General features: G+C 65.3%; 19 protein-coding genes and 1 other RNA gene. 16 read left to right on the top strand and 4 right to left on the bottom strand.

From position 1 onward, the window contains the following. Window positions 1-113 precede the first annotated feature (113 nt). From gspG to NDY25_RS06560, 11 genes are all read left to right on the top strand, one after another. Complete coding sequence (gspG, locus tag NDY25_RS06610) at window positions 114-545, top strand: type II secretion system major pseudopilin GspG (protein WP_043888939.1); 432 nt, start codon at window positions 114-116, stop codon at window positions 543-545. Window positions 546-555: 10 nt separating this feature from the next. After that, window positions 556-1,065 (top strand): type II secretion system protein XpsH, encoded by a 510-nt coding sequence (gene xpsH / locus NDY25_RS06605; protein ID WP_006450110.1) that lies wholly within the window; start codon window positions 556-558, stop codon window positions 1,063-1,065. Next, window positions 1,062-1,478, top strand: coding sequence for a type II secretion system protein XpsI (xpsI, locus tag NDY25_RS06600; RefSeq protein ID WP_029218999.1), 417 nt, complete (start codon window positions 1,062-1,064; stop codon window positions 1,476-1,478). The genes xpsH and xpsI overlap by 4 nt, the downstream gene beginning before the upstream one ends. After that, window positions 1,475-2,110 carry a type II secretion system protein J gene (locus NDY25_RS06595; protein WP_168957124.1) on the top strand — a complete coding sequence of 212 codons (636 nt, stop codon included), beginning with the start codon at window positions 1,475-1,477 and terminating at the stop codon, window positions 2,108-2,110. The genes xpsI and NDY25_RS06595 overlap by 4 nt, the downstream gene beginning before the upstream one ends. After that, window positions 2,107-2,958 carry a type II secretion system minor pseudopilin gene (locus NDY25_RS06590; RefSeq protein WP_168957123.1) on the top strand — a complete coding sequence of 284 codons (852 nt, stop codon included), beginning with the start codon at window positions 2,107-2,109 and terminating at the stop codon, window positions 2,956-2,958. Before NDY25_RS06595 ends, NDY25_RS06590 begins: the two co-directional genes overlap by 4 nt. Then, complete coding sequence (locus NDY25_RS06585) at window positions 2,955-4,076, top strand: PilN domain-containing protein (RefSeq protein WP_168957122.1); 1,122 nt, start codon at window positions 2,955-2,957, stop codon at window positions 4,074-4,076. The genes NDY25_RS06590 and NDY25_RS06585 overlap by 4 nt, the downstream gene beginning before the upstream one ends. Next, window positions 4,060-4,713 (top strand): type II secretion system protein GspM, encoded by a 654-nt coding sequence (gene gspM, locus NDY25_RS06580; protein ID WP_168957121.1) that lies wholly within the window; start codon window positions 4,060-4,062, stop codon window positions 4,711-4,713. The genes NDY25_RS06585 and gspM overlap by 17 nt, the downstream gene beginning before the upstream one ends. Beyond that, window positions 4,703-5,485, top strand: coding sequence for a type II secretion system protein XpsN (xpsN, locus tag NDY25_RS06575; protein ID WP_168957120.1), 783 nt, complete (start codon window positions 4,703-4,705; stop codon window positions 5,483-5,485). Before gspM ends, xpsN begins: the two co-directional genes overlap by 11 nt. Next, window positions 5,482-7,806 (top strand): type II secretion system secretin GspD, encoded by a 2,325-nt coding sequence (gspD, locus tag NDY25_RS06570; RefSeq protein ID WP_256627842.1) that lies wholly within the window; start codon window positions 5,482-5,484, stop codon window positions 7,804-7,806. The genes xpsN and gspD overlap by 4 nt, the downstream gene beginning before the upstream one ends. Then, window positions 7,803-8,642, top strand: coding sequence for a glycosyltransferase family 2 protein (locus tag NDY25_RS06565; RefSeq protein WP_168957118.1), 840 nt, complete (start codon window positions 7,803-7,805; stop codon window positions 8,640-8,642). The genes gspD and NDY25_RS06565 overlap by 4 nt, the downstream gene beginning before the upstream one ends. Before the next feature lie 59 nt (window positions 8,643-8,701). Further along, window positions 8,702-8,793: non-coding RNA, sX9 sRNA (locus tag NDY25_RS06560), on the top strand. A gap of 409 nt (window positions 8,794-9,202) precedes the next feature. Here the strand turns inward: NDY25_RS06560 and NDY25_RS06555 are convergent. The 4 genes from NDY25_RS06555 to NDY25_RS06540 form a co-directional block, all read right to left on the bottom strand. After that, the gene (locus NDY25_RS06555; RefSeq protein ID WP_168957117.1) at window positions 9,203-9,931 is read right to left on the bottom strand and encodes a UTRA domain-containing protein; all 729 of its coding nucleotides are present in this window, start codon (window positions 9,929-9,931) and stop codon (window positions 9,203-9,205) included. Window positions 9,932-10,036: 105 nt separating this feature from the next. Then, window positions 10,037-10,612, bottom strand: coding sequence for a nicotinamide riboside transporter PnuC (gene pnuC / locus NDY25_RS06550; RefSeq protein WP_168957116.1), 576 nt, complete (start codon window positions 10,610-10,612; stop codon window positions 10,037-10,039). Between the two features lie 235 nt (window positions 10,613-10,847). Beyond that, window positions 10,848-13,016 carry a TonB-dependent receptor gene (locus NDY25_RS06545; RefSeq protein WP_256627841.1) on the bottom strand — a complete coding sequence of 723 codons (2,169 nt, stop codon included), beginning with the start codon at window positions 13,014-13,016 and terminating at the stop codon, window positions 10,848-10,850. Between the two features lie 32 nt (window positions 13,017-13,048). Continuing rightward, the gene (locus NDY25_RS06540; protein WP_168957114.1) at window positions 13,049-14,206 is read right to left on the bottom strand and encodes a phosphotransferase enzyme family protein; all 1,158 of its coding nucleotides are present in this window, start codon (window positions 14,204-14,206) and stop codon (window positions 13,049-13,051) included. Between the two features lie 395 nt (window positions 14,207-14,601). Between NDY25_RS06540 and NDY25_RS06535 the strand changes: the two genes are divergently transcribed. From NDY25_RS06535 to NDY25_RS06515, 5 genes are all read left to right on the top strand, one after another. Then, complete coding sequence (locus NDY25_RS06535) at window positions 14,602-15,441, top strand: glycosyltransferase family 2 protein (protein ID WP_168957113.1); 840 nt, start codon at window positions 14,602-14,604, stop codon at window positions 15,439-15,441. Window positions 15,442-15,691: 250 nt separating this feature from the next. Further along, window positions 15,692-16,606: a hypothetical protein gene (locus tag NDY25_RS06530; protein WP_256627976.1), complete on the top strand. Its 915-nt coding sequence runs from the start codon at window positions 15,692-15,694 to the stop codon at window positions 16,604-16,606. A gap of 12 nt (window positions 16,607-16,618) precedes the next feature. Then, on the top strand, window positions 16,619-18,526 hold the full coding sequence (locus NDY25_RS06525; RefSeq protein ID WP_168957111.1) for a glycosyltransferase family 2 protein: 1,908 nt from the start codon (window positions 16,619-16,621) through the stop codon (window positions 18,524-18,526). A gap of 49 nt (window positions 18,527-18,575) precedes the next feature. After that, window positions 18,576-19,880: a hypothetical protein gene (locus NDY25_RS06520; RefSeq protein ID WP_256627840.1), complete on the top strand. Its 1,305-nt coding sequence runs from the start codon at window positions 18,576-18,578 to the stop codon at window positions 19,878-19,880. Beyond that, window positions 19,862-20,830, top strand: a complete 969-nt coding sequence (locus NDY25_RS06515) for a glycoside hydrolase family 113 (RefSeq protein WP_168957109.1) — start codon at window positions 19,862-19,864, stop codon at window positions 20,828-20,830. Before NDY25_RS06520 ends, NDY25_RS06515 begins: the two co-directional genes overlap by 19 nt. Window positions 20,831-20,894 lie beyond the last annotated feature (64 nt).

Genomic DNA, 20,894 nt, shown 5'->3' with positions numbered 1-20,894 from the left:
GATTCACAACAACTTTCAGGTAACCGCACGACACCCATGCGGGAACCATTGCAATGCCCGCCGTGTCATCTTCTGGCGGCAGCATCTTTCATCGACGTGCAAGGAAATCGTTCATGATCAAGCGCTCCATTACCCGTAGTCCATCGCGTGCAGCCCAGGCCGGCATGAGCTTGCTGGAAATCATCATCGTCATCGTGCTGATCGGTGCGGTGCTCACCCTGGTTGGTAGCCGTGTGCTCGGTGGTGCCGATCGCGGCAAGGCCAATCTGGCCAAATCGCAGATCCAGACCCTGGCCGGCAAGATCGAGAATTTCCAGCTCGACACCGGCAAGTTGCCGGGCAAGCTCGATGAGCTGGTCACCCAGCCGGGCGGCAGCAGTGGCTGGCTCGGTCCGTACGCCAAGCCGGTCGAACTCAACGACCCGTGGGGCCACACCATCGAATACCGTGTGCCCGGCGATGGCCAGCCGTTCGATCTGATCAGCCTGGGCAAGGATGGCCGCCCCGGCGGCAGCAGCTACGACGCGGACATCAAGTACCAATAAGCCTTCCGCCATGCGCGTTGCGTGTCAGCCGTTGCGTCATCCGCATGGAGTGGTCGGTCCTGGTGGCAGACGCACGCGTGGCAGTTCGTTGTTGGAAATGCTGCTGGTCATCGCCTTGATCGCGATGGCCGGCGTACTGGCCGCTGCCGCACTCAACGGCGGGATCGACGGCATGCGCCTGCGCACCGCCGGCAAGGCGATCGCCTCGCAGCTGCGCTACACGCGCACCCAGGCAATCGCCACCGGCACCCCGCAGCGCTTTCTGATCGACCCGCAGCAGCGCCGTTGGGAAGCGCCCGGCGGCCATCACGGCGATCTGCCGGCGTCGCTGGAGGTGCGTTTTACCGGCGCGCGGCAGGTGCAGTCGCGGCAGGATCAGGGCGCCATCCAGTTCTTCCCCGATGGCGCCTCCACCGGCGGGCGCATCGACCTGCGCGTCAAGGACGCCACCTGGCGTGTGGACGTGGGCTGGATCACCGGCGAAGTGCGCTCCGGGCAACTGCGGACGCCGGCGCCATGAAGCGCCAGCGCGGTTACACACTGATCGAGGTGATCGTCGCCTTTGCGCTGCTGGCATTGGCGTTGAGTCTGTTGCTGGGATCGCTGTCCGGCGCTGCGCGTCAGGTGCGCGCGGCCGACGAAAGCACGCGCGCCACGCTGCACGCGCAATCGTTGCTGGCCGCGCAGGGCATGGACAAACCGCTGGTGCCCGAGCAGCAACAAGGCACTTTCGAAGACGGGCATTTTCGCTGGTCGATGGATGTGCGCCCGTACGACGAACCGCGGCGTAATCCGCAGGCGCCGGTGTCCCCTGGCGCGCACACGCTGTTGCAACTGACCCTGGTGGTGCGTTGGGGCGAGCAGCCCAATCAGGTGCTGCAATGGCGCACCCTGCGGCTGGTCGCTGCGGCGCAGCCGGGCAGCGCGCCATGAGTCGTTCGCGCAGCGCAGGGTTTACCTTGATCGAAGTGCTGCTGGCCACGATGTTGCTGGTCGGCGGGCTGGCATTGGCGTTCGCCACCTTGCGCTCGGCCAGTGCGGTCAGTCAGCGTGGCGAGGCGATCGCCCAGCGCAGCGAACGCGTGCGTGCGGTGGAAGAATTCCTGCGCCGGCGTCTATCGGCCGCCTTGCCGATCGCGATGGGCATCGACCCGCAAAGCCAGCAACCGATGTTGTTCATCGGCGAGCCGCAGCGCATGCGTTTCGCTGCCGATGTGCCGGATTATTTGGGCCGTGGCGGGCCCTATCTGCATGATCTGTCGGTGGCCGGCGATGGCGAGCAGCGCAATCTGTTGATCGCATTGACCATGCTGCAATCGGGCAAGTCGATCGAGGAGGGCACCACGCTGCCGCCGGAAACGCTCGCCGAAGGCGTACAACAGGTGAGCTTTCGCTATCGCGGCATGGATCCGCAGAACGGCCGCCTGAGCGCGTGGTTGCCGCAATGGGAATGGCACGACCGTTTACCGTTGCTGGTGCGCATCGAGATCCGCAGTGGCGATGCCGCCTGGCCGCCGCTGGTGGTGGCCTTGCCGCAATCCAGCAACCCGGGAGCGGGGCAATGAGCGCAATGCGCGGTGCCGCGCTGGTGTTGGTGTTGTGGCTGATTGCGCTGCTCACTGCGATGATCGGTGCATTCGCGCTCACCGCGCGGGTGGAAGCATTGCAAGGCAGCATGCTGCGCAATGGCGCGCAGGCGCAGGAATACGCGCGTTCTGGCCTGGAATACGCGTTGTCTCGTATGCAAAGCACCGATACGCAGGCACGCTGGCGCGCAGACGGCCGGCGCTATCGTTGGCAGATGGACGATGCCACCGTGGAGATTCGTATCACTGACGAGAGCGGCAAGGTGGACTTGAACATGGCCGAGCCCGCGTTGCTGGCCGGCTTGGTGCGCGCCGTCGGTGGCGAACAGGGCCGCGATACGCGCATTGCCGGCGCCATCGTCGATTGGCGCGATGGCGACTCGTTGGGCCAGCCGGGCGGCGGCGCAGAAGATCGCGATTACGCTGATGCCGGGTTGCCGTACGGCGCAAAAGACGGCCCGTTCGAAACGCTGGGCGAGTTGCGCCTGGTGCTGGGCATGGATGGCGAGCTGTATCGCAAGCTATTGCCCAACCTCACGCTGTACAGCGGCCGCTCGCGGCCTGAAGCGCGCTTTGCACCAGGCCCGGTGTTGACCGCGATGGGGCTGGATGCGCGGCAATTGCTGGCCCAGCGTGATGCGCCGCCGAGTTTGCCGGGCAGCGAGGCGACGCTCGGTGGCTCGGACACTTATAGTATCGAGAGCCGGGCGCGACTGAGTCAGGGACGCGAGGCTGTATTGCGGGCGGTCGTGTCCATCAGTGCGTCCGCATTACCTGGGTCGGCCTATACCGTGTTGCGTTGGGAAGAGGGAGCAGCAGTGCAATGACCGCATGGCGGGATACCTTGGGTCGTATCGGCGTACGCGCCATGCCGGGAGCCGGAGGCTTCTGGCGTTGGTGGCAGCAATCGTTGCTGGCCTGGTTGCCGCAGCGCTGGCAATGGCAGTTGGGTCTGTCGCAGTCACGCCTGTTGTTGCAACCGGACGGCGAAGCGCTGCAACTGCTGCGCCAGCGCGACCACAGCAGCGAGACCATCGCCAGCCTGCCGTGGCCAGTGCAGCCGCAGGAAGTGAACGCCTTGTTGCCCACCGCATTGGAAGGACTGCCGCGGCACTGGCTGTTGCCGGCCGCGCATGCCTTGCGTCGTCCGTTGCGCCTGCCTGCCGCCGCCGCCGCGCGTTTGCAGGATGTGGCGCGCTTTGAAATCGATCGACAAACCCCGTTCACCGCCGACCAGGTGTATTTCGACGCGCGCGTGCTCGATGTGCGCGAAGACGGCCAGCTCGATGCCGAACTGGTGGTGGTGCCGCGCCGCATGATCGATGGCCCGGACGGTGTGCCCGACGCATGGAGCAGCGCGTTGTCAGGCATCGATGTGACCGATGCGCATGGCCTGCCGCTAGGCGTGAACCTGCTGCCGCCTGCGCGTCGCCTGCGCCGCAGCGACCCGATGCAGCGCTGGAACCTGTTGCTCACCGCCGCCGCACTGGTGCTATTGGCAGTGGCCGGTTGGCTGCTGCTCGATAACCGCCGCCGGGCCGCCGACGACTTGCGCGCCAAGGTGCAGGCTAACGCCGCACGTGCGCGCCAGGTCGCTGCCGAACGCCAGCAATTGCTGGATCTGGTCGAAGGTGCCACCTTCTTCCAGCAGCAACGCGCCACGCGCCCCACCTCGGTGGAAATCTGGGACGAGCTGAGTAGGCGTCTTCCTGGCGGCACCTATCTGGAAAAATTCTCGGTCGAAGGCGGGCAATTGCAGTTGATCGGATTGAGCAACGAAGCGTCCTCGCTGGTGCGTCGTCTGGAAGGCTCGCCGCTGTGGCGCACGCCCTCGCTGACCGGCGTACTGCAGAGCGATGCCGGTCGTAATGTGGATCGCTTCACCATCACCGCCGAGCTGGCCGGCCCCGATGCCAAGGAGGCGGCCGATGCCACGCAGCGTTAAGCGCGATCGCTGGATCGCTTTGGGCCTGTTGCTGCTGGTGATCGGCGTGGCCTATTTGGTGCTGGTGCACCCGTGGTTCACCCAGCCGATGATCGCGGTGCAGGACGATCTGCAAGCGCTGCGCGAGCGCGAGCTGCGTGTGCGCGTGCAATTGCAGCAGGCGCCGGAAGTGAGCAAACGGTTGCGTCAGGCGCGCCAGACCCTGGAAAGCCGCCCCGGCTTCTTGCCGGAAACGTCTGCCGAACTGGCCTCGGCCGGGCTGGTGCAGCGGCTGGAACGCGCGGTGGTGGAAGCCAGCCCCGGCAACCGCAGCTGCGCCATCAGCAACCGCTCGCCGTTGCAGCCGGAGAGCAAGGACCGCTTCACCCGCGTCGCGGTGCAGGTGCGCCTGCGCTGCGGCACCCCGGAACTGGCCTCCGTGCTGTACAGCCTGGAAAACGGCACCCCGCGCCTGTTCGTGGACAACCTCAACGTGATGGCGCAGCGCTACCAGCTCTCGCCCACCGAAAGCGGCAACGGCCTGGATATCGCCTTCGAACTGGCCGGCTATCTGCGCCCGGGCGCCAGCGCCGCACCGCTGAATACTGACGCTGCACCCGCCACCCCCGACGCCGCGGAGGCCAGCAATGCGCCTTGACCTGATCGGGCTGCGCACCTGGCTGCTGGCCACCGTGGTCGGCTGGGCGCTGCTGGTGTGCGTGCTGGCGGTGGCCGGCCTGGGCAAGCGGGTGGAACTGCTGCCCGACGACCCGGCGCTGGTGCAGCGCCTGCCCACCCTGCCGGCACCGGCGCCGGAGCGGCTGGGCGCGTTCGAGAAATATTCGGAAATCGCCGCACACCCGGCCTTCGCCGAAGATCGCCTGCCGCATCCGTTCTTCCTGTCCGGCAACGACGGCAGCGGTGCCGCATCGACGGTGCGGCTGACCGGCGTGCTGCTGACGGACAACTTCAAGATGGCCACGTTGACCCTGGACCCGCACGATTCGGTGCGGGTCAAACTCGGCGGCGATGCGGTCAAGGGCTGGCGCCTGCTCGCGCTGCAGCCGCGCAGCGCAACCATCGAAGGCCCGGGCGGCACCCAGACACTGGAACTGCAGGTGTTCAACGGCCAGGGCGGGCAGCCGCCCACCGCCAATGCCGGCGCGCCGGCTGCACCCGGCGCCACCCCGCCGTTACCATCGCCCGATGCCGCCGCGGTGCAGCCGCCGCAGCCCCAGCCTGCCACGCCTGCCCAGCAGCCCGGTGGACAGGCACCGCCGACGGTGCCGCCGCAACGCAGCGACGGCGCCCAGGAAGCCCCACGCCCCTCCGACGATCAGATGCGTGCCATCCGCGAACGCATCGAAGCCCGACGCCGCCAGCTGCAACAGCAGCGCCAGAGCGGCTCAACCCCCGGTCAGACCCAATGAGTGAACGCATGACGCCGCGCCTGTTCCCCGTGTCCCTGCTGATTGGCCTGTTGGCCGGTTGCGCCACCACTCCGCCGCCGGACGTGCGCCGCGACGCACGCCTGGATCCGCAAGTCGGCGCTGCCGGCGCCACCCAGACCAGCGCCGAGCAAGCTGCCGACGGCAACACCAGCGCCAAGCCGGTGCCGGTGATCCGTCGCGGCAGCGGCAGCATGATCAACCAGAGCGCAGCCGCCGCGCCGTCGCCCACGCTGGGCATGGCCAGCAGCGGCAGCGCCACCTTCAATTTCGAAGGCGAATCGGTGCAGGCCGTGGTCAAGGCGATCCTGGGCGACATGCTCGGCCAGAACTACGTCATCGCCCCGGGCGTGCAGGGCACCGTGACCCTGGCCACGCCCAACCCGGTCTCGCCTGCGCAAGCCTTGAACCTGCTGGAAATGGTGCTGGGCTGGAACAACGCGCGGATGGTGTTCAACGGTGGCCGCTACAACATCGTGCCGGCCGACCAGGCGCTCGCAGGCACCGTCGCGCCCAGTACCGCATCGCCGTCGTCCGCGCGCGGTTTCGAGGTGCGCGTGGTGCCGTTGAAGTTCATCTCCGCCAGCGAGATGAAGAAGGTGCTGGAGCCCTACGCGCGGCCCAACGCCATCGTCGGCACCGACAACTCGCGCAATGTGATCACGCTCGGCGGTACCCGCGCCGAGTTGGAAAACTATCTGCGCACCGTGCAGATCTTCGACGTGGATTGGCTGTCGGGCATGTCGGTGGGCGTGTTCCCGATCCAGTCCGGCAAGGCCGAGAAGGTCTCTGCCGATCTGGAAAAGGTCTTCGGCGAACAGAGCAAGACGCCCAGCGCCGGCATGTTCCGTTTCATGCCGCTGGAAAACGCCAACGCGGTGCTGGTGATCACCCCGCAGCCGCGCTATCTGGACCAGATTCAGCAGTGGTTGGACCGCATCGACAGTGCCGGTGGCGGCGTGCGGCTGTTCTCGTATGAGTTGAAGTACATCAAGGCCAAGGACTTGGCCGACCGCCTGTCGGAAGTATTCGGCGGGCGCGGCAACAATAACGACTCCAACGCATCGCTGGCACCGGGTTCGGAAACCAGCGTGCTTGGCGGCGTGGCCGGCAATCGCGACAGCAGCATGGGTGGCAGCTCCGGCAGCACCGGCGGCAGCATCGGCGAAAGCAACGATGGCAGCTCGTCCGGCAGCAGCTTCGGCGGCAGCAGTGGCAGTGGCAGCAGCAGTGGTGGCCTGGGCAACGGCAGCTTGCAGTTGTCGCCGCGCAGCAACGGCAATGGTGCGGTGACGCTGGAGGTGTCCGGCGACAAGGTGGGTGTCTCGGCGGTGGCCGAAACCAATACCTTGCTGGTGCGCTCCACACCGCAGGCATGGACCTCGATCCGCGACGTCATCGAAAAGCTCGACGTGATGCCGATGCAGGTGCATATCGAGGCGCAGGTGGCTGAGGTGAATTTGACTGGCGCGCTGAGCTATGGCGTCAACTGGTACTTTGAAAATGCAGTAAATGCACCGGCAACCGCGACTGATGGCGGGCTGACCAACGGAACAGGCATCGGTCTCGGTGCTGGTCTTGCGAATGCAGCGGGACGTAACATTTGGGGTGACATCGCCGGCAGAGTTGGTAGTGGAGGGGTTGCTTGGAGTTTTCTAGGGAAAAATGCTGCTGCGATTATCACTGCGCTCGATCAAGTGACTAATGTTCGCCTGCTCCAAACGCCTTCTGTTTTTGTGCGCAACAATGCCGAGGCGACGCTCAATGTCGGCTCGCGTATTGCCATCAATTCGACGTCCATCAATACCGGGCTTGGTAGCGACAGCAGTTTCTCTTCGGTGCAATACATCGACACCGGTGTGATCCTAAAAGTAAGACCGCGCGTCACGAAGGACGGCATGGTATTTCTAGATATTGTGCAGGAGGTCAGTAGTCCGGAGAATCGCCCTGCTGCTTGTCTTTCTGCGACAGCAACAGTCAATGCGGCTGCCTGTAATGTCGATATCAACACGCGTCGCGTCAAGACAGAAGCTGCCGTGCAGAGTGGCGACACCATCATGTTGGCGGGCTTGATCGACGACAGCACGACCGACGGTAGTGACGGGGTGCCATTCCTGAGTAAATTGCCGGTAGTCGGCGCTCTGTTTGGGACAAAGACCAAAGATTCTCGTCGCCGCGAAGTCATCGTTTTGATTACCCCTTCGATCGTGCGTAACCCGCAGGAAGCGCGCAATCTCACCGACGAATACGGTCAGAAGTTCAAGGCTATGGAGCCGCTGAAACCCAGCCAGAAGCCGCAGTGAGTGCGGTTCTGCCCGTCGTGCTGGTGCCGGTCGGCACCGACGACGAGGCTCTGGATGCCTGCCTGGGCGCGCTGGATGCGGCCACACCCGCTGGCACGCGGGTGTGGCTGGCCGACGATGCGCAGGCTGGCCCGCGCGGCCGTGCCGTGATCGAACATTGGTTGGCGCGCACGCAGCTGCAGGCGCATCACACCCGCCGCCAGCGCATGCTCGGCGAGGTGGCGCATCTGGACGAAATGCTCAGCGGCTGCGGCGATGCCGATGTGGTGGTGTTGGGTGTGGATGCCTGCCCGCTGCCGGGGTGGTTGAATCAGCTCAACGCCTGCTTTGCGCGCGATGCGGCGATTGCCACCGCCACGCCCTGGAGCAATGTGGGCGAAGCCTGTGGCTGGCCGCGACTGGGCGAACTCAATCCCATGCCCGTCGCGCCGGACCGGCTGGCCGCCGCCTGCGCCGCAATGCCGCCACTGCACCCGGAACTGCCCTCGGCCACCGGCCACGCCGTGCTGCTGCGCGGCAGTGCGCGGCGCAAGGCCGGCGGTCTGGATGCCAGCAGTTACGGCTCGTGGTACGCCGCGCTGGTGGATCTGAGCCTGCGCATGGGCGGGCTGGGATGGCGCAATGTGCTGTGCGAAACCGCCTTCGTCGCCTCGCCGCACGAAGGCCGCCCGGCCGATGGCGACATGGATGCATTGGCCACCCGCTGGCCGGCCTGGCACGCACGCCTGGCCAACTTCCTGATGCACGATCCGCTGCGTGCGCAGCGCGATCAACTCGCGCAACTGCTGGCCGATCTACCGCCGCCGGATCCACAACGCAGGCTATTTGACGCGTAGAACAGCTGCCAAAGCGGCATGCTCACCGCTAGGCGGGCGCAGCCGGTATTCGGTGCGGCATGTACCACGCGTACAGTGCGGTTCGTTGAGCGCTATCCCCTGCAAGCTGACGACTGCTCGCCGTGCGGTGAGTGCAATGGTGTTGTCGGCCGCATCTTGGTGTATGCCGTCAGAAGTTCAGGTCAGACGTGTCGGAAGTTCAGATTAAACGCTGAGTGGGTCGAGTGCGCGGTGCCCTCGCCGCTTGCAGGACACGCCGTGAATCCATCCGTGGAGGCTCGGTGGCGGCATCCATGCCGCCACACGGTCCCGCAAGCGGCGAGGACACCGCACCAGAGAGTTTCCTGGCTGCTTTGTTAAAAGCCATGCACCGACCAACTCGACTGGTCCTTGCCCGCCCACCCTCGCGGGACCTTACGCGGCATGGATGCCGCGTAAGAGCCTACATGGACGTACTTGCGGCGTGTCCTGCGAGGGTGGGCGGGCAAGGGCCCTGCAGCCAAGCCGCAGATCAGCGGCTCTGCAGTAGACTGGCATGACGTACGTTTTGTTAGCCGCTCTTAAGAAGCCGAGCGCGTCGGCGCCTCGGTGCGCACCACCACGTCCAGTGCGTCGTGGCGCCAGGATTCGATATCCAGCTCCACCGCGCGGCCATCTTCGGCAAAGCTGACCCGCTGCAGCCGGAAGCACGGCGTGCCGGTGGTGGACTGCAACAACATGGCTTGCGTGGCATCCAGCCCGGCCGGATGCATCGAGACGTGCGCGCGACTCAGAAACAACCCGAGTTTCTGGTTGAACACGCTCGACAGCGAACCGGCCAGATCATGTTCCAGCAAACCAGGCGCCCAGGCGGCCAGCACCACGTTGGTTTCCAGCAATACCGCGCGCCGGTCGATCCAGCGCCGGCGTTGCAGCACAAAGACCTCTTCGTACGCTGTTTCCAACCGCAATGCCGCAGCGAACGCGGCACCGGCTGCCTGCCGGGTGGCACTCAGCAGCTCGGTGCGCGGCTTGCGCCCTTGCGCGGCCACGTACTGCATGAAACCGGCGATGCTGGTGGGGTCGTAGCGCACGCGCGGTGCACTGACAAACCACCCACGACGGTTCTCGCGGTAAATGCGGCCTTCGGCTTCCAACTGCTGCAAGGCCTCGCGCAAGGTGATGCGGGTGCAGGCGAAGCGTTCGGCAAGCGCGCGCTCTACGGGCAGGCGCTGGTCCGGGCCCCATTCGCCGTCGGCGATCTGCGCGGAAATGATTTCGGTGATGGCGTGTTGGCGCGACACGCTCATGCGGCGATCTGCCGATGACTGACGCAGCACATGTGTAGTGCAGTGTGGTGAAAGAGATGCATGTTGCGATGGTAAAGAAGAACGCGCCCGCAAACCGTGCGTCGCTCATGCAATGTCTGCCAGATTCCGGTTCTGTTGGATTTTCCAGCTACGCCATCCATACACCGCCAGCCCCACGAAACCGGCGTAGAGCAGAGCAGTGGGGTATAGCGCTTTGCTGAGGAATACGCCCACGTAGATGCAATCGAGCACGATCCACAGCACCCAGTTGGCGATGCGTTTGCGCGCGGCCCACACGCTGGCCACCAGGCTGAAGCTGGCCAGCGCCGCATCCAGCCACGGCAGCTCAGCATCGGTGCGGTGATGCATGTAGGCGCCGAGCGCTGCGGCAAACAGTGCGCCGATGCCTAGCGACACCCACAGTTCCGTGTGTGGCATCGGCAACGGACGAATACGGGTGTCTGCGGCGGTTCCGCGCTGCCAGTGCCACCAGCCGTACAGCTGGGTCAGCACGTAGACGCCTTGCAGCAGCATGTCCGAGTACAGCTTCCACTGATAGAACAGCCAGGCGTACAGCGCCACCGCCACGATGCCGACCGGCCAGCACCAGCGAATGCGGCGCGCGGTCAGCCAGACGCCGAGCAGGTTGATCACGACGGCGATGGATTCGAGCAGTGACATGCAAAGCCTGATGGAAAGTGGATCAGTGGCGGCAAGGCTGGAAGATGCGAATGCGACAGTGCGTGCAGCCGGTGGAGGTCGTTCACTGCGCGAATCGCAGCTGCAGTGCACACCAGGGTCAGATCACAGCTGCCCGTATGTCGCCAGAGAAAGACCCAAACCAACAACGCCGATGCTGTTCTCTTCCCGCCCCTGCGGAGCAAGCCGCCCGCAGGGCGGATGGGGGAGCACTTTTTTAAAAATCCACCTGCACCGTCAATCGCGCAGTGCGCGGCGCGCCGGGGAATAAATACGCATCGCCCTGGTATTCACCGCTATCGCGCCAGTAGCGCTTGTCGAACACGTTGTCCACGTTCAAGCGCCAGGTCGTTGGCAAGCCACCTAGTGCAGTGGCGTAGCGTGCGCCCAAATTGGCCACGGTGTAGGCCGGCACGCTGGCATTGCCGAGGCGGTCGGCGAACTTGCGCCCGCTGTATTGCACGCCTGCCAGCAGCGCCAAACCATCGACACCGGGCACGCTGTAGTCGGCCTGCACGCTGGCGCGCAGCTTGGGCACGTTGATCGCCTGATGGCCTTCGTACTCGGCAATGTCGGTGTCTTCTGCACGCGCACGGATCGCCGCAACGCTGGCGAAGATGCGGAGTTGTTCGGTGGCCGCGCCGTCGGCCGACAGTTCCAGCCCGCGATTGTGCAGACGGCCCTGCTGCACGTAGAGCAGGCCACCGTCGGCCTGCGGTTGGGTGAACTGGTAGGCCTGGCGGATGTCGAACAGTGCCGCGCCAAGACGCAGGCCATCGAGCTCGATCTTCGCGCCGGTTTCCAGCTGATACGCGTTGGTCGGCGGCAGGATCTCATCGGCGTTGTCGGCAAACCACGGTGCGGTGCCGCCGGCTGCCAGGCTCTTAGCGTAGCTGGCATACAACGCCACCTGCTGCTGCGGTTTGAACAGCAGCGCCGCCTGCGGCAGCACTGCGTCCTTGCGCGTGCGTCGTTCCAGCAGCCCGTCGCGATCGAAGGCGCGCTCGTCCAGCCGCACATAACGCGCGCCCAGCGACAGCTCCCATTGCGAACCGAAGCCAATCCGGTCGGCCAACACCAACGCGCGTTGACGGCTATCCAGACGGCGTTGCTTCGGGTCCAGTGCCACGTCGGTTTGTGCAAACACCTCCGGGTCGCGGTCGATGCTGCCGCTGCCGACGAATTCGTTGACCGAGCCGAAACGGTCGATGGTGCGGCGTAGCCAATCGCCACCGATGCTCAGGCGGTGATCCAGCATGCCGGTGACCACATGGCCTTCCAAGGTGGCGCGTACCTGATCGTGCACGCGGGTGTCGTCGGGGCTGCGGTAGTCGTAGACGTCGTACTCGCCCTGCGCGCTGAAGAAGTTGGGCGTGACGATGTCGGCGCAGCTGGCCGCGCCATAACAGCCCCAGGCAAACGCGGAGAAATCGTTGATCACCGAGCGGCTGCGCGATGCCTCGGCAGTCGCGCGCCAGTTGTCGTTGAATTGGTAGGCGTAACGCAGCTGCGCGTTGAGCGAATCCATCTCCACCGGCCGCGACCACGGCTGGTAGCCGAGCAGGCGACGCACATTGATGTCGCGCGGCACCTGCGTGCCCCCGAGTAGCTGATAGCCCGGCACCGAGCGCTGTTGCCGATGCTGGTATTCCACATCCAGCTGCAGCAGCGATTGCGGGCTGATCTTCCAGTCGCCGGCCAACGAGAGGAAGTTACGGTAGCCATCGGCATGGTCGACATAACTGTCGATGTCTTCGCGTGCGGCATTGACGCGCACACCCAGCGTGCGCTCGGCGCCGAACCAGTCGCCCAGATCGGCAGCAACATAGCGCGAGCCCTGCTCGTCGGTGCCCAGGGTCACGCTGCGCACATGCTCGGGCCGCTTGGTGCGGTAGTCGATCAATCCGGCCGGTTCGTTGACGCCGGATTGCAGGCCAGCCAGGCCTTTGAGCAGTTGTACCTGCTGCTTGTTCTCCAGCGCGATGGATTGTTCGCCCACCGCGCTCATGCCGTTGATGCGGTAACTGTTGGCAGCGTTGAGCGAATAGCCGCGCACCACGAAGTTTTCGTAGTAGCCGATCGGCGCATACGCATCGCCGGCGGAGGCATCGGCGCGCAGCACCTCGCTGAGCACGCGTGCCTGACGATCGAGCAATTGCTGGCGATCGAACACCGCGATCGAGGCCGGTGCATCCAGCAGGCGCGTGGCACCGAATCCGGTCAATGCAGTGTTTGCATCGGCACGCTCGCCACGCACGTTGATTGCGTCCAGTTCGACCGCTGCGTCGTCGGGTTGTTGTTGCGCCAACGCCGGTGTGGCGATGCACAGCGCCAGTGCAAGCGCGAGCGGGCAGCGAGAGAGCAGGGTGGTGGGGGATACAGGCATGCGCAAGACTCGAAAAGAAGAAAGAAAAACGCTCATGGCAGACGGCGCGCACGTGCGCGCAGGTGTTCGATCAGACGCTGACCATCGGCACTGGCAAACCAGTCCGCGTGGCCAAGCAGATAACGGTGATAGGCGATGTCGGCGTTGCCGGCCGAGCGGGTGATGCCGGCGAAGTATTCGATCTCGCTCAAGGCGAAATCGGCATGCACGATCGGCAGCAAGGCGGCGAGCAGGCGCAGTTGCGCAGCCTCCAGCGGGCAGTGCTGTGCGTACCCGTCCAGCAGTGCGTCGAGTTGGTCCAGCTGCGGTTGCGCGCGCTGCCCGTTGTCCAGATTCAGCCACGGAATCAGATTGCGTTCGATCGCGGTGGCCAGATCGAATAACGCAAAACTGCGATCGCACAGGCCAAAGTCGAATACTGCGCTGACCTCGGTGTCCCCGTCCTGCGTGCGCCACAACAGGTTGGAGGCATGCCAGTCGCCATGCGTCCACAGCGGCGGCATCGCCCCCGGTGCCGACAACAACGGCCATGCCTGTGCGTGCCAGGGCAGCAGATGTGCAGCCAGATCGCTGCGCCACGGCCGCTGTTGAAAATCGGCGGCCAGGCCAGGGCGTGACAACAGTGCCTGTTCCAGTGCCTGGATCGGGTCTGCCTGCGCAAACACGCTGAAGTTGGCGACCAGTACGCTGGTGTCGCGCGGCGGCGCGTCGAATCCCTGTGCTGCCAGATGCAGGCGTGCCAAGGCAGCACCGGCTGCGAACGCATGCTGGTCGCTGTGGAACGCGGTCCACGACAACGCATCGCGGTACAGATCGTCCCCGGCGCCGAGGCGTTGCACTTCGTAGATCCAATCGCCTTGCGTCAACGCGGTGCGGCCCTGCGCATCGTGCAGCACCTCGACCACCGGCGCGCCGGCCCAGCGCAGATGCGCCATGAAGACGTGTTCCTCGCGCAGCGCAGCGACCGTGCGTACGCGGCAGTGGTGACGCTTGACGATCAGCGGACCGGTTGCGGTGTCCACGCATGCAGCGGCGGAAAAGGGGCGTGCGCTATGCCAGCGGATCATCTCGCTACCGGCGTGGCCGGACACGCGCTGCAACACGCGATGGATCTCGTCGGCGGTCAGCATCGGCCAGTCCGGCAGCGCCAATTCCAGGCTCATGCCATGCACCTGATGCTCGGTGCTCATGGGCACACGCTCGGCAAGAGAGCGCTGACAGGAAGCGTCAGTGGTATAGACCAAAAGAGCGAAGCCGATACACCAGACCCGGCGCGCACGCCAGCAACGACACAGACGGCGCTGCCAGGCCGTCGTTGCATCGCGCGCGCCATCAGGCGGTCGCGATGCATGGAGTGATAAGGCAGCGCAACACCGAAAGGTCGCTGGCCGTCATCTCATGGATCAGGTGTAGGGGGTGCGCCGCAGGCGGCGCTACCGAAAACCGCCTGGCGGCTTTCGGGCGCGCAGTATGCCTGCTCAAGCAGGCGGCCGTCATGCCGGCCTTGCAGGAGCGGCGGCAGCGACGACGGCGATGGTGGAGATGGCAATGGCGCTGCGCGGCCTTGGCACGGGATAATTGCCGGATGACGCCTGTCCAGATCGCCGCCGTTGTCGTTACCTATCAGAGCAGCAGCACCATCGATGCCTGCCTGTCGCGGCTGCGCGCGGCCGAGGGCATCAGCGAAATCCGGGTGGTCGACAACGCGTCCAGCGACGACACCCTGGAGGTTGTGCAGCGGCATGCGCTGGCCGATGCGCGGGTGCATTTCATCGCCAATCCCGACAACCCCGGCTTTGCGACCGCCTGCAATCAAGGCGCCCGCGACTCGCAGGCGCCCTGGCTGGTCTTCATCAACCCGGACCTGATGGTCGAACCCGACACCCTGGTGCAGCTGCGCGCACGCGCGGCCGGGCACCCGGCGGTGCTGTTGGGCGTGGAGCAGGTGGACGAACAGGGGCAGCCGGATGCCGCAGTGCGCCGCCGCGATCCGGACTTTGCCGCGATGCTGCGCGCGCCGCGTGCTGCCGCCCAGCTGGCGGTGCCGGCCGACCCGGCGCTGGCCTTGCAGCCCGTGGATGCCATCTCCGGGGCCTTGATGCTGATGCAACGCAGCCTGTTCGACCGACTCGACGGCTGGGATGGGGACTACCGCCTGCACGCCGAAGATCTGGATCTGTGCCGGCGCGCGCGCCAGGCCGGTGCGCTGGTCGCGGTGGCCAACGATCTGCAGGTGGTGCACGTGCGCGGCGTCTCCAGCCGGGCGCGGCCGTTCTTCGTCGAATGGCATAAGCACCGTGGGTTATGGCGCTATTTCCGCAAGTTCGAGGCCGGTCAACGCGGGCTCGCGACCCGGCTCGGCGTCTGGCTTGCCATCTGGACCCACGCCGCCGTGCAAGTACCGCGTTTGTTGCAAAAGAGATGAGTTCGCTAGTGTTAAATTTGTGATAAATCAGTGATGGCGGCAGGCCGAAACTGTGATACGTTTCGCCTAGAAGTGTGATCAATCCCTAGCTTCCTGTCCCTTCCGGGTCCCCCATCAGGAATCGTACAAATGTCTTTACAGAACGACCCGCGCTTGCGGGTACGTCAGTCGTGCCTCGCCTTGCCGCACTCCGGCTCGGCTGTTTCACCGCCGCGCCTCACCTGCAACCTCCGCCGTTTGCCGCTGGCATCTGCCTCGGCGCTCGCTTGCGCTGGGCTGTGCGCTGGCCGCGTTGCCAGGCACGGCGTTGGCCGGTGCCTGGACCCAGCCGCAGGGCGACACGCTGGTGATCGTCAAGGCGCTGCATAGCGATGGCCGTGGCTGGTTCGACGATAGCCATCACCGCACCACCTTCGGTGACGGCCAACAATTCGATGGAAACGGGCGTAGCCGCCAGGACCAGCTGAATGTCTACGTCGAGCATGGTCTGACCGACAAGCTCAGTTTTATCGGCAATTTCTATTTCACCGATGTCGGTTTCAGCAACTACGGCGGAGATGGCCGTACGCGCACCAGCACGACCGGTTTTGCCGATCAGGAAATCGGCCTGCGCTATGCGCTGCCGAGCGCGCAGGACGATGTCTGGCGCAGTTCGGTGCAGGCGTTGGTCAGCATTCCGGCGTATGGCCGCAGCAAGACCTTCCATCCAAATAATCCCGAAGCAAACTCCGATCCTGCGCTCGGCCTGGGCGACTACGGCCTGGAGCTGCGTTACAGCCGCGGGCGGGGTTACACGCTGGGCGGGCGTAACGGTTACGTCGATCTGGGCGGCGCAGTGCGCCTGCGCGGCAGTGCCGCCTCCGACGAAGTGCGGGTGGACGCATCCACCGGCCTGAGCCTGACCCCGAGCTGGTTGTTGCTCGGCGAGCTCAACGTGATTCAGGGTCTGGGCAACGGGCGTAACAACTTTGATGTCCCAGGCTCTGCTGGCGGCGTTGGCTACGTCGCCACTGGCAGCAACTACGACCTCACCAAGCTGCAGCTGTCCACGCTGTACACCGCGCCGGGCGGCAGCCAGTGGCAGGTGGGGTACCAGCAGCCGGTGATGGGCCGCAACACCGCTGCTGCAGGCGGGCCATTCGTGGCCGCCTGGTGGCGGTTCTAAGGACACATGACAATGACGGTCACCTGCGAAATGGAAGCGCTGGGACGGGCACCGGACATCGGCCGCGAACGCGGTCTGTTGGGTCGCGCGCTGGTCACGGCAGGCGTCATCACCGACGAACAGCTGCGCTCGGCGCTGGCCTTGCAGCAACGCTGGAACTCGCGTCTGGGCGATGTGATCCTGGCCCAGCGCGGCGTGCCGGCGCAGCGGTTCTACGCCATCGTCGCCGCGCACTTCGGTCTTGAGTTCATCGACCTGGTGCAGCAGCCGCCGGATCCGGACCTGCTCACCCCCGGCGATCTGGAAAGCTACGCGCAGCGTCTGCTGTTGCCGTGGCGGCGCGAAGACGGCGTGCTGGTGCTGGCGGTGGCCGATCCCGACCCGGCGTTGTTTGCCTGGGCGCGTGCGCACTACGGCGAAGAGGTGCGGTTTGTCGGTACTGCCAAGTTCGACATCATCTGGAGCCTGCAGCGTTACGCCGACGAGCAGCTCACCGACAACGCACTGAACCTGCTCGCCGCGCATGCGCCGACCTATTCGGCACGCCAGGTGGTGACGCGCGGACAGAAGTTCACGCTATGGGCGATCGCTGCGGTGCTGGTCACAGCGCTCGTGCTGTTCCCGGTGCCGGCGTTGATCACGGTCAACGTGCTGGTGGCGCTCGGGTTCCTTGCGACGTTCGGACTGAAGCTGCTGCTGGTGTGGTTCGGCTCGCGCCACCGCATCGACATCAAGGTCACCGAGGACGAAGTGGCCGCGCTGCGCGACGACGACCTGCCGGTCTATACCGTGCTGGTGCCGATGTACAAGGAACCGGAAGTGCTGCCGATTCTGGCCAACGCGCTGCGCAAGCTGGATTATCCGATCAGCAAGCTCGACGTGAAGCTGGTGCTGGAAGCGGACGACTTCGACACCATCGATGCGGCCAAGAAACTCGGGCTGGAAGCGTTCTTCGAAATCATCCGGGTGCCGCCGTCGCAGCCCAAGACCAAGCCCAAGGCCTGCAATTACGCGCTGCATTTTGCGCGCGGCGAACTGCTCACCATCTATGACGCCGAAGACAAGCCCGAGCCGGATCAGCTCAAGCGTGTGGTGGCCGCATTTCGCAAGGCCGAAAAGGATGTGGTGTGCATCCAGGCGCGGCTGAACTACTACAACGCCGATGAGAACTGGCTGACGCGGATGTTCACGCTGGAGTACACGCTCTGGTTCGACTTCTACCTGCCGGCGCTGGAATATCTGCGCATCCCGATTCCGCTGGGCGGCACCTCCAATCACTTCCGTCTGGATGTGTTGCGCCAGGTGCGTGCGTGGGATCCGTACAACGTCACCGAAGACGCCGATCTGGGCGTGCGGCTGATCCAGAACGGCTACCGCGTCAACGTGGTCAACTCCACAACGTTCGAAGAAGCCAACGTCAGCATTCCCAACTGGATCCGGCAGCGTTCGCGCTGGCTCAAGGGCTATATGCAGACCTGGCTGGTGCACATGCGCGATCCGGTGCATCTGTATCGCAGCACCGGGTTCAAGGGGTTCTGGGGCTTTCAGTTCTTCATTGGCGGCAATTTCTTCATCGCGCTGGGCGTGCCGGTGATGTGGGCGTTGTGCCTGATCAGCGTGGTGAGCGGTGCGCGCGTGTTCGATGCGATCTTTCCGCCGTGGCTGGCCGCGATCTCGCTGGTCAATCTGCTGCTGGCCAATGCGTTTTTCATCTACGTCACGCTGGTGGCTGCGTTCAAGCGCGATTACTTCAAGCTGGCACCGTATGCGCTGACGGTGCCGTTTTACTGGGTGTTGCAGTCGATCGCCGCTTACAAGGGTCTCTGGCAGCTGATCCACAATCCGTTCTATTGGGAGAAGACTACTCATGGCCTCAGCAAGCATTCGGAAAACGAGCGTCGCGCCGCACTCGACGAGTGAATCGGTCACACCGCGTCGCGACAGTGGGCTACCAGCGTTTCTGGTCGCCGTGGTGGCGTTATCGCTGCTGAGCCAGCCGTTGTTGGTGCAGTCGGTGGGCACGGCCGCACCGGCGATGGCGCCGGGTGCAGGCTTGCCGGCGACCGGGCTGTTGTCGTGGGCGATCGATCTTGGGCTGCACAGCTGGAACCTGCCGTTCCAGGTGTGGCCGTTCGTGGCGGTGGCTGCCAATGCGCTGTTCCTGTCGCTGCTGTGGCGCGATCTGGCCGGCGTGTTCGGACGCGGCTGGGCCAGCGGGCTGACGCTGCTGGTGGGTTGCAACCCGCTGTTCCTGCTGCCGATCGCCGCAGGTGGTAGCCAGGCGGTGGGCCTGCTCGCGTTCTATGGCTTGTGCCGCACCCTGCGGCGCTTGCAGGCGCCGGTTGAGGCCTTCACTTACCTGCGTATCGCCGGTTGGTTGTGCATCCTGCTGTGCCTGGATCTGCAGACCCTGGCGCTGTCGACGATGGTGGCGCCATGGCTGCTGCTGGTGATGCCGCCGCAGATGCTGCGCAAGGCGCCGGGCTCGTTCTATCTGGTGTGCTATCTGCCGTTCGCGTTTCTGGTCGGGATGTGGGCCTACGTCAATCTGACCGTGTTCAACGCGCCGTGGCCGACGCTGTCCAGCATCGCGCAGGGTGCGCATCCACTGCCGTTGCCCTTGGCGGAGCATGCAGAAGGCTGGTTGCCTGCCGTGCGTTGGGGCGTGGCGGCGGCGGTGTGCTTCCCGATCCTGGCGTTGCTGGCACGCAGCCGCAGTGGCGCGCTCACGCGCGGCGTTGTGGCCAGTGCCGGCACGGTGGTCTGTGCGGCGGCGTTGTCGTTCGCCTTCGGCTGGGCCGGCTTCGATGCCTTGTTGCTGCTGTGGGTGCCGGCGGCGTTGTTGTTGCGCGCGCTGCGCGCCGATCAGCGCAGCCAGGCGGCCGGCTTGTTGTTGCTTGGCCTGGTCGGTGCGGCGTGGGTGCAGCCGCAGGGCTGGGGTAGCTGGCTGCGTGCAGCGCCTGCCGATGCGCAGTCGCTGTTGCATGGCGAGGCGATGGTGATGGCCGCGCCGGTGTCGCTACCGGCGAGTCGCACAGTGGCGCCTGCAGCAGCGAATGCCGCTGTGGTGCAGCCGGCAGATACCGCCATGGCTGGGGTGGATGCCACTGCGGCAACGCGTGTTGCTGCCGATGGCGCGTCGTCCGGCGCTGCGACGAAGGACACAGTCGTGCAGCCGGGCAAGCGCACGGCAACCCTGGGTGCAACGGAGTGCGCGCATGCTACGACACCGTTGACCAACGAGGCCTCTGCCGCATGTTCAAACGCGTTCTAAGCAGCGTGTTGTTGGTCGGCGTGTGCATGCTGGCGACTGGATGCAACGCGGACGCATCGACGTGGATGGGCGCCAACGTCAAGGTCTCGGCCAACGCACCGTGGGAGAGCGCGTCTGCGGCGCAGTCGCTGGATGCACTGGCCAAGACCGGTGCCAGCAAGGCGCTGCTGGTGGCGTTTGTGTGGCAGGCCAACCCGCAGGCCAACGACCCGGTACTCGGCAGCGACAGCAGTGTGGAAGCCATGCGCGCCGCATTGCGCCAAAGCCACCGCGCCGGGTTGCAAACCACGCTCAAGGTGCACGTGTGGATTCCCGGTCATTGGGCGGGCGATACCGAGCCCACCGATCAGGCGGCCTGGTTTGCCGCGTATCAGAACGCGCTGTTGCCGCTGGCCAGACTGGCCGAAGACGAACACGCCGAAGCGCTGGTGATCGGCACCGAATTGCGCAAGCTGCAGGACGCGCCGCAGTGGCCCGGCTTGGTGGCGGAAGTCCGCAAGATCTATCGCGGCAAAGTGTTGTACGTGGCCGACGGCATGGAGCATGCCGAGAGCTTCCGCTACTGGGCGTTGTTCGATGCGGTGGGCACCAGCCTGTATCCGCGGCTGTCCGAAGCGGCCGCCACGCGCACGGCAGAGATGAACGCCGCTGCGCAGCGCCTGCAGCAGCTGGGTCAACGCGTGGGCAAACCGGTGTGGGTGGCCGAGTTGGGCCTGCGCTCTGCACGCGGCAGCCTGGCCGCGCCCTGGGAAAGCCCCGAACAACGCGCCGCCGCGGTCGATACGCGCCTGCAACTGCAGGTCCTGCAGCAGTGGCGCAAGGTGCTGCAGGCGCATGGCGTGGAAGGCATCGCGCTGTGGTGCTGGTACACCGATCCCAAGGCCGGCGGGCCGGGCGATAGCGACTTCACCGTGCAGGGCAAGCCGGCGCAGCAGGTGCTGGCGCGCTGAGCGATTGCGCTTGGCATCGTCCAGGGACAGTGCCGAGCGCCATTGCCTAGGTATCGCCGAAGTA

Origin of the sequence: Xanthomonas hortorum pv. pelargonii (genome assembly GCF_024499015.1) — a bacterium.
Taxonomy (GTDB): Bacteria; Pseudomonadota; Gammaproteobacteria; order Xanthomonadales; family Xanthomonadaceae; genus Xanthomonas; species Xanthomonas hortorum_B.
This window is presented reverse-complemented; position numbering and strand designations above follow the sequence as displayed.

Coding starts and splice junctions, on each gene's coding strand:
- gspD (WP_256627842.1), top strand. CDS start 5,482: ATGAGTGAACGCATGACGCCGCGCCTGTTCCCCGTGTCCCTGCTGATT.
- NDY25_RS06525 (WP_168957111.1), top strand. CDS start 16,619: ATGACGGTCACCTGCGAAATGGAAGCGCTGGGACGGGCACCGGACATC.
- NDY25_RS06515 (WP_168957109.1), top strand. CDS start 19,862: ATGTTCAAACGCGTTCTAAGCAGCGTGTTGTTGGTCGGCGTGTGCATG.
- NDY25_RS06545 (WP_256627841.1), bottom strand. CDS start 13,016: ATGCCTGTATCCCCCACCACCCTGCTCTCTCGCTGCCCGCTCGCGCTT.
- NDY25_RS06590 (WP_168957123.1), top strand. CDS start 2,107: ATGAGCGCAATGCGCGGTGCCGCGCTGGTGTTGGTGTTGTGGCTGATT.
- gspG (WP_043888939.1), top strand. CDS start 114: ATGATCAAGCGCTCCATTACCCGTAGTCCATCGCGTGCAGCCCAGGCC.
- NDY25_RS06535 (WP_168957113.1), top strand. CDS start 14,602: ATGACGCCTGTCCAGATCGCCGCCGTTGTCGTTACCTATCAGAGCAGC.
- NDY25_RS06595 (WP_168957124.1), top strand. CDS start 1,475: ATGAGTCGTTCGCGCAGCGCAGGGTTTACCTTGATCGAAGTGCTGCTG.
- gspM (WP_168957121.1), top strand. CDS start 4,060: ATGCCACGCAGCGTTAAGCGCGATCGCTGGATCGCTTTGGGCCTGTTG.
- NDY25_RS06540 (WP_168957114.1), bottom strand. CDS start 14,206: ATGAGCACCGAGCATCAGGTGCATGGCATGAGCCTGGAATTGGCGCTG.
- xpsH (WP_006450110.1), top strand. CDS start 556: ATGCGCGTTGCGTGTCAGCCGTTGCGTCATCCGCATGGAGTGGTCGGT.
- NDY25_RS06555 (WP_168957117.1), bottom strand. CDS start 9,931: ATGAGCGTGTCGCGCCAACACGCCATCACCGAAATCATTTCCGCGCAG.
- xpsN (WP_168957120.1), top strand. CDS start 4,703: ATGCGCCTTGACCTGATCGGGCTGCGCACCTGGCTGCTGGCCACCGTG.
- pnuC (WP_168957116.1), bottom strand. CDS start 10,612: ATGTCACTGCTCGAATCCATCGCCGTCGTGATCAACCTGCTCGGCGTC.
- xpsI (WP_029218999.1), top strand. CDS start 1,062: ATGAAGCGCCAGCGCGGTTACACACTGATCGAGGTGATCGTCGCCTTT.
- NDY25_RS06585 (WP_168957122.1), top strand. CDS start 2,955: ATGACCGCATGGCGGGATACCTTGGGTCGTATCGGCGTACGCGCCATG.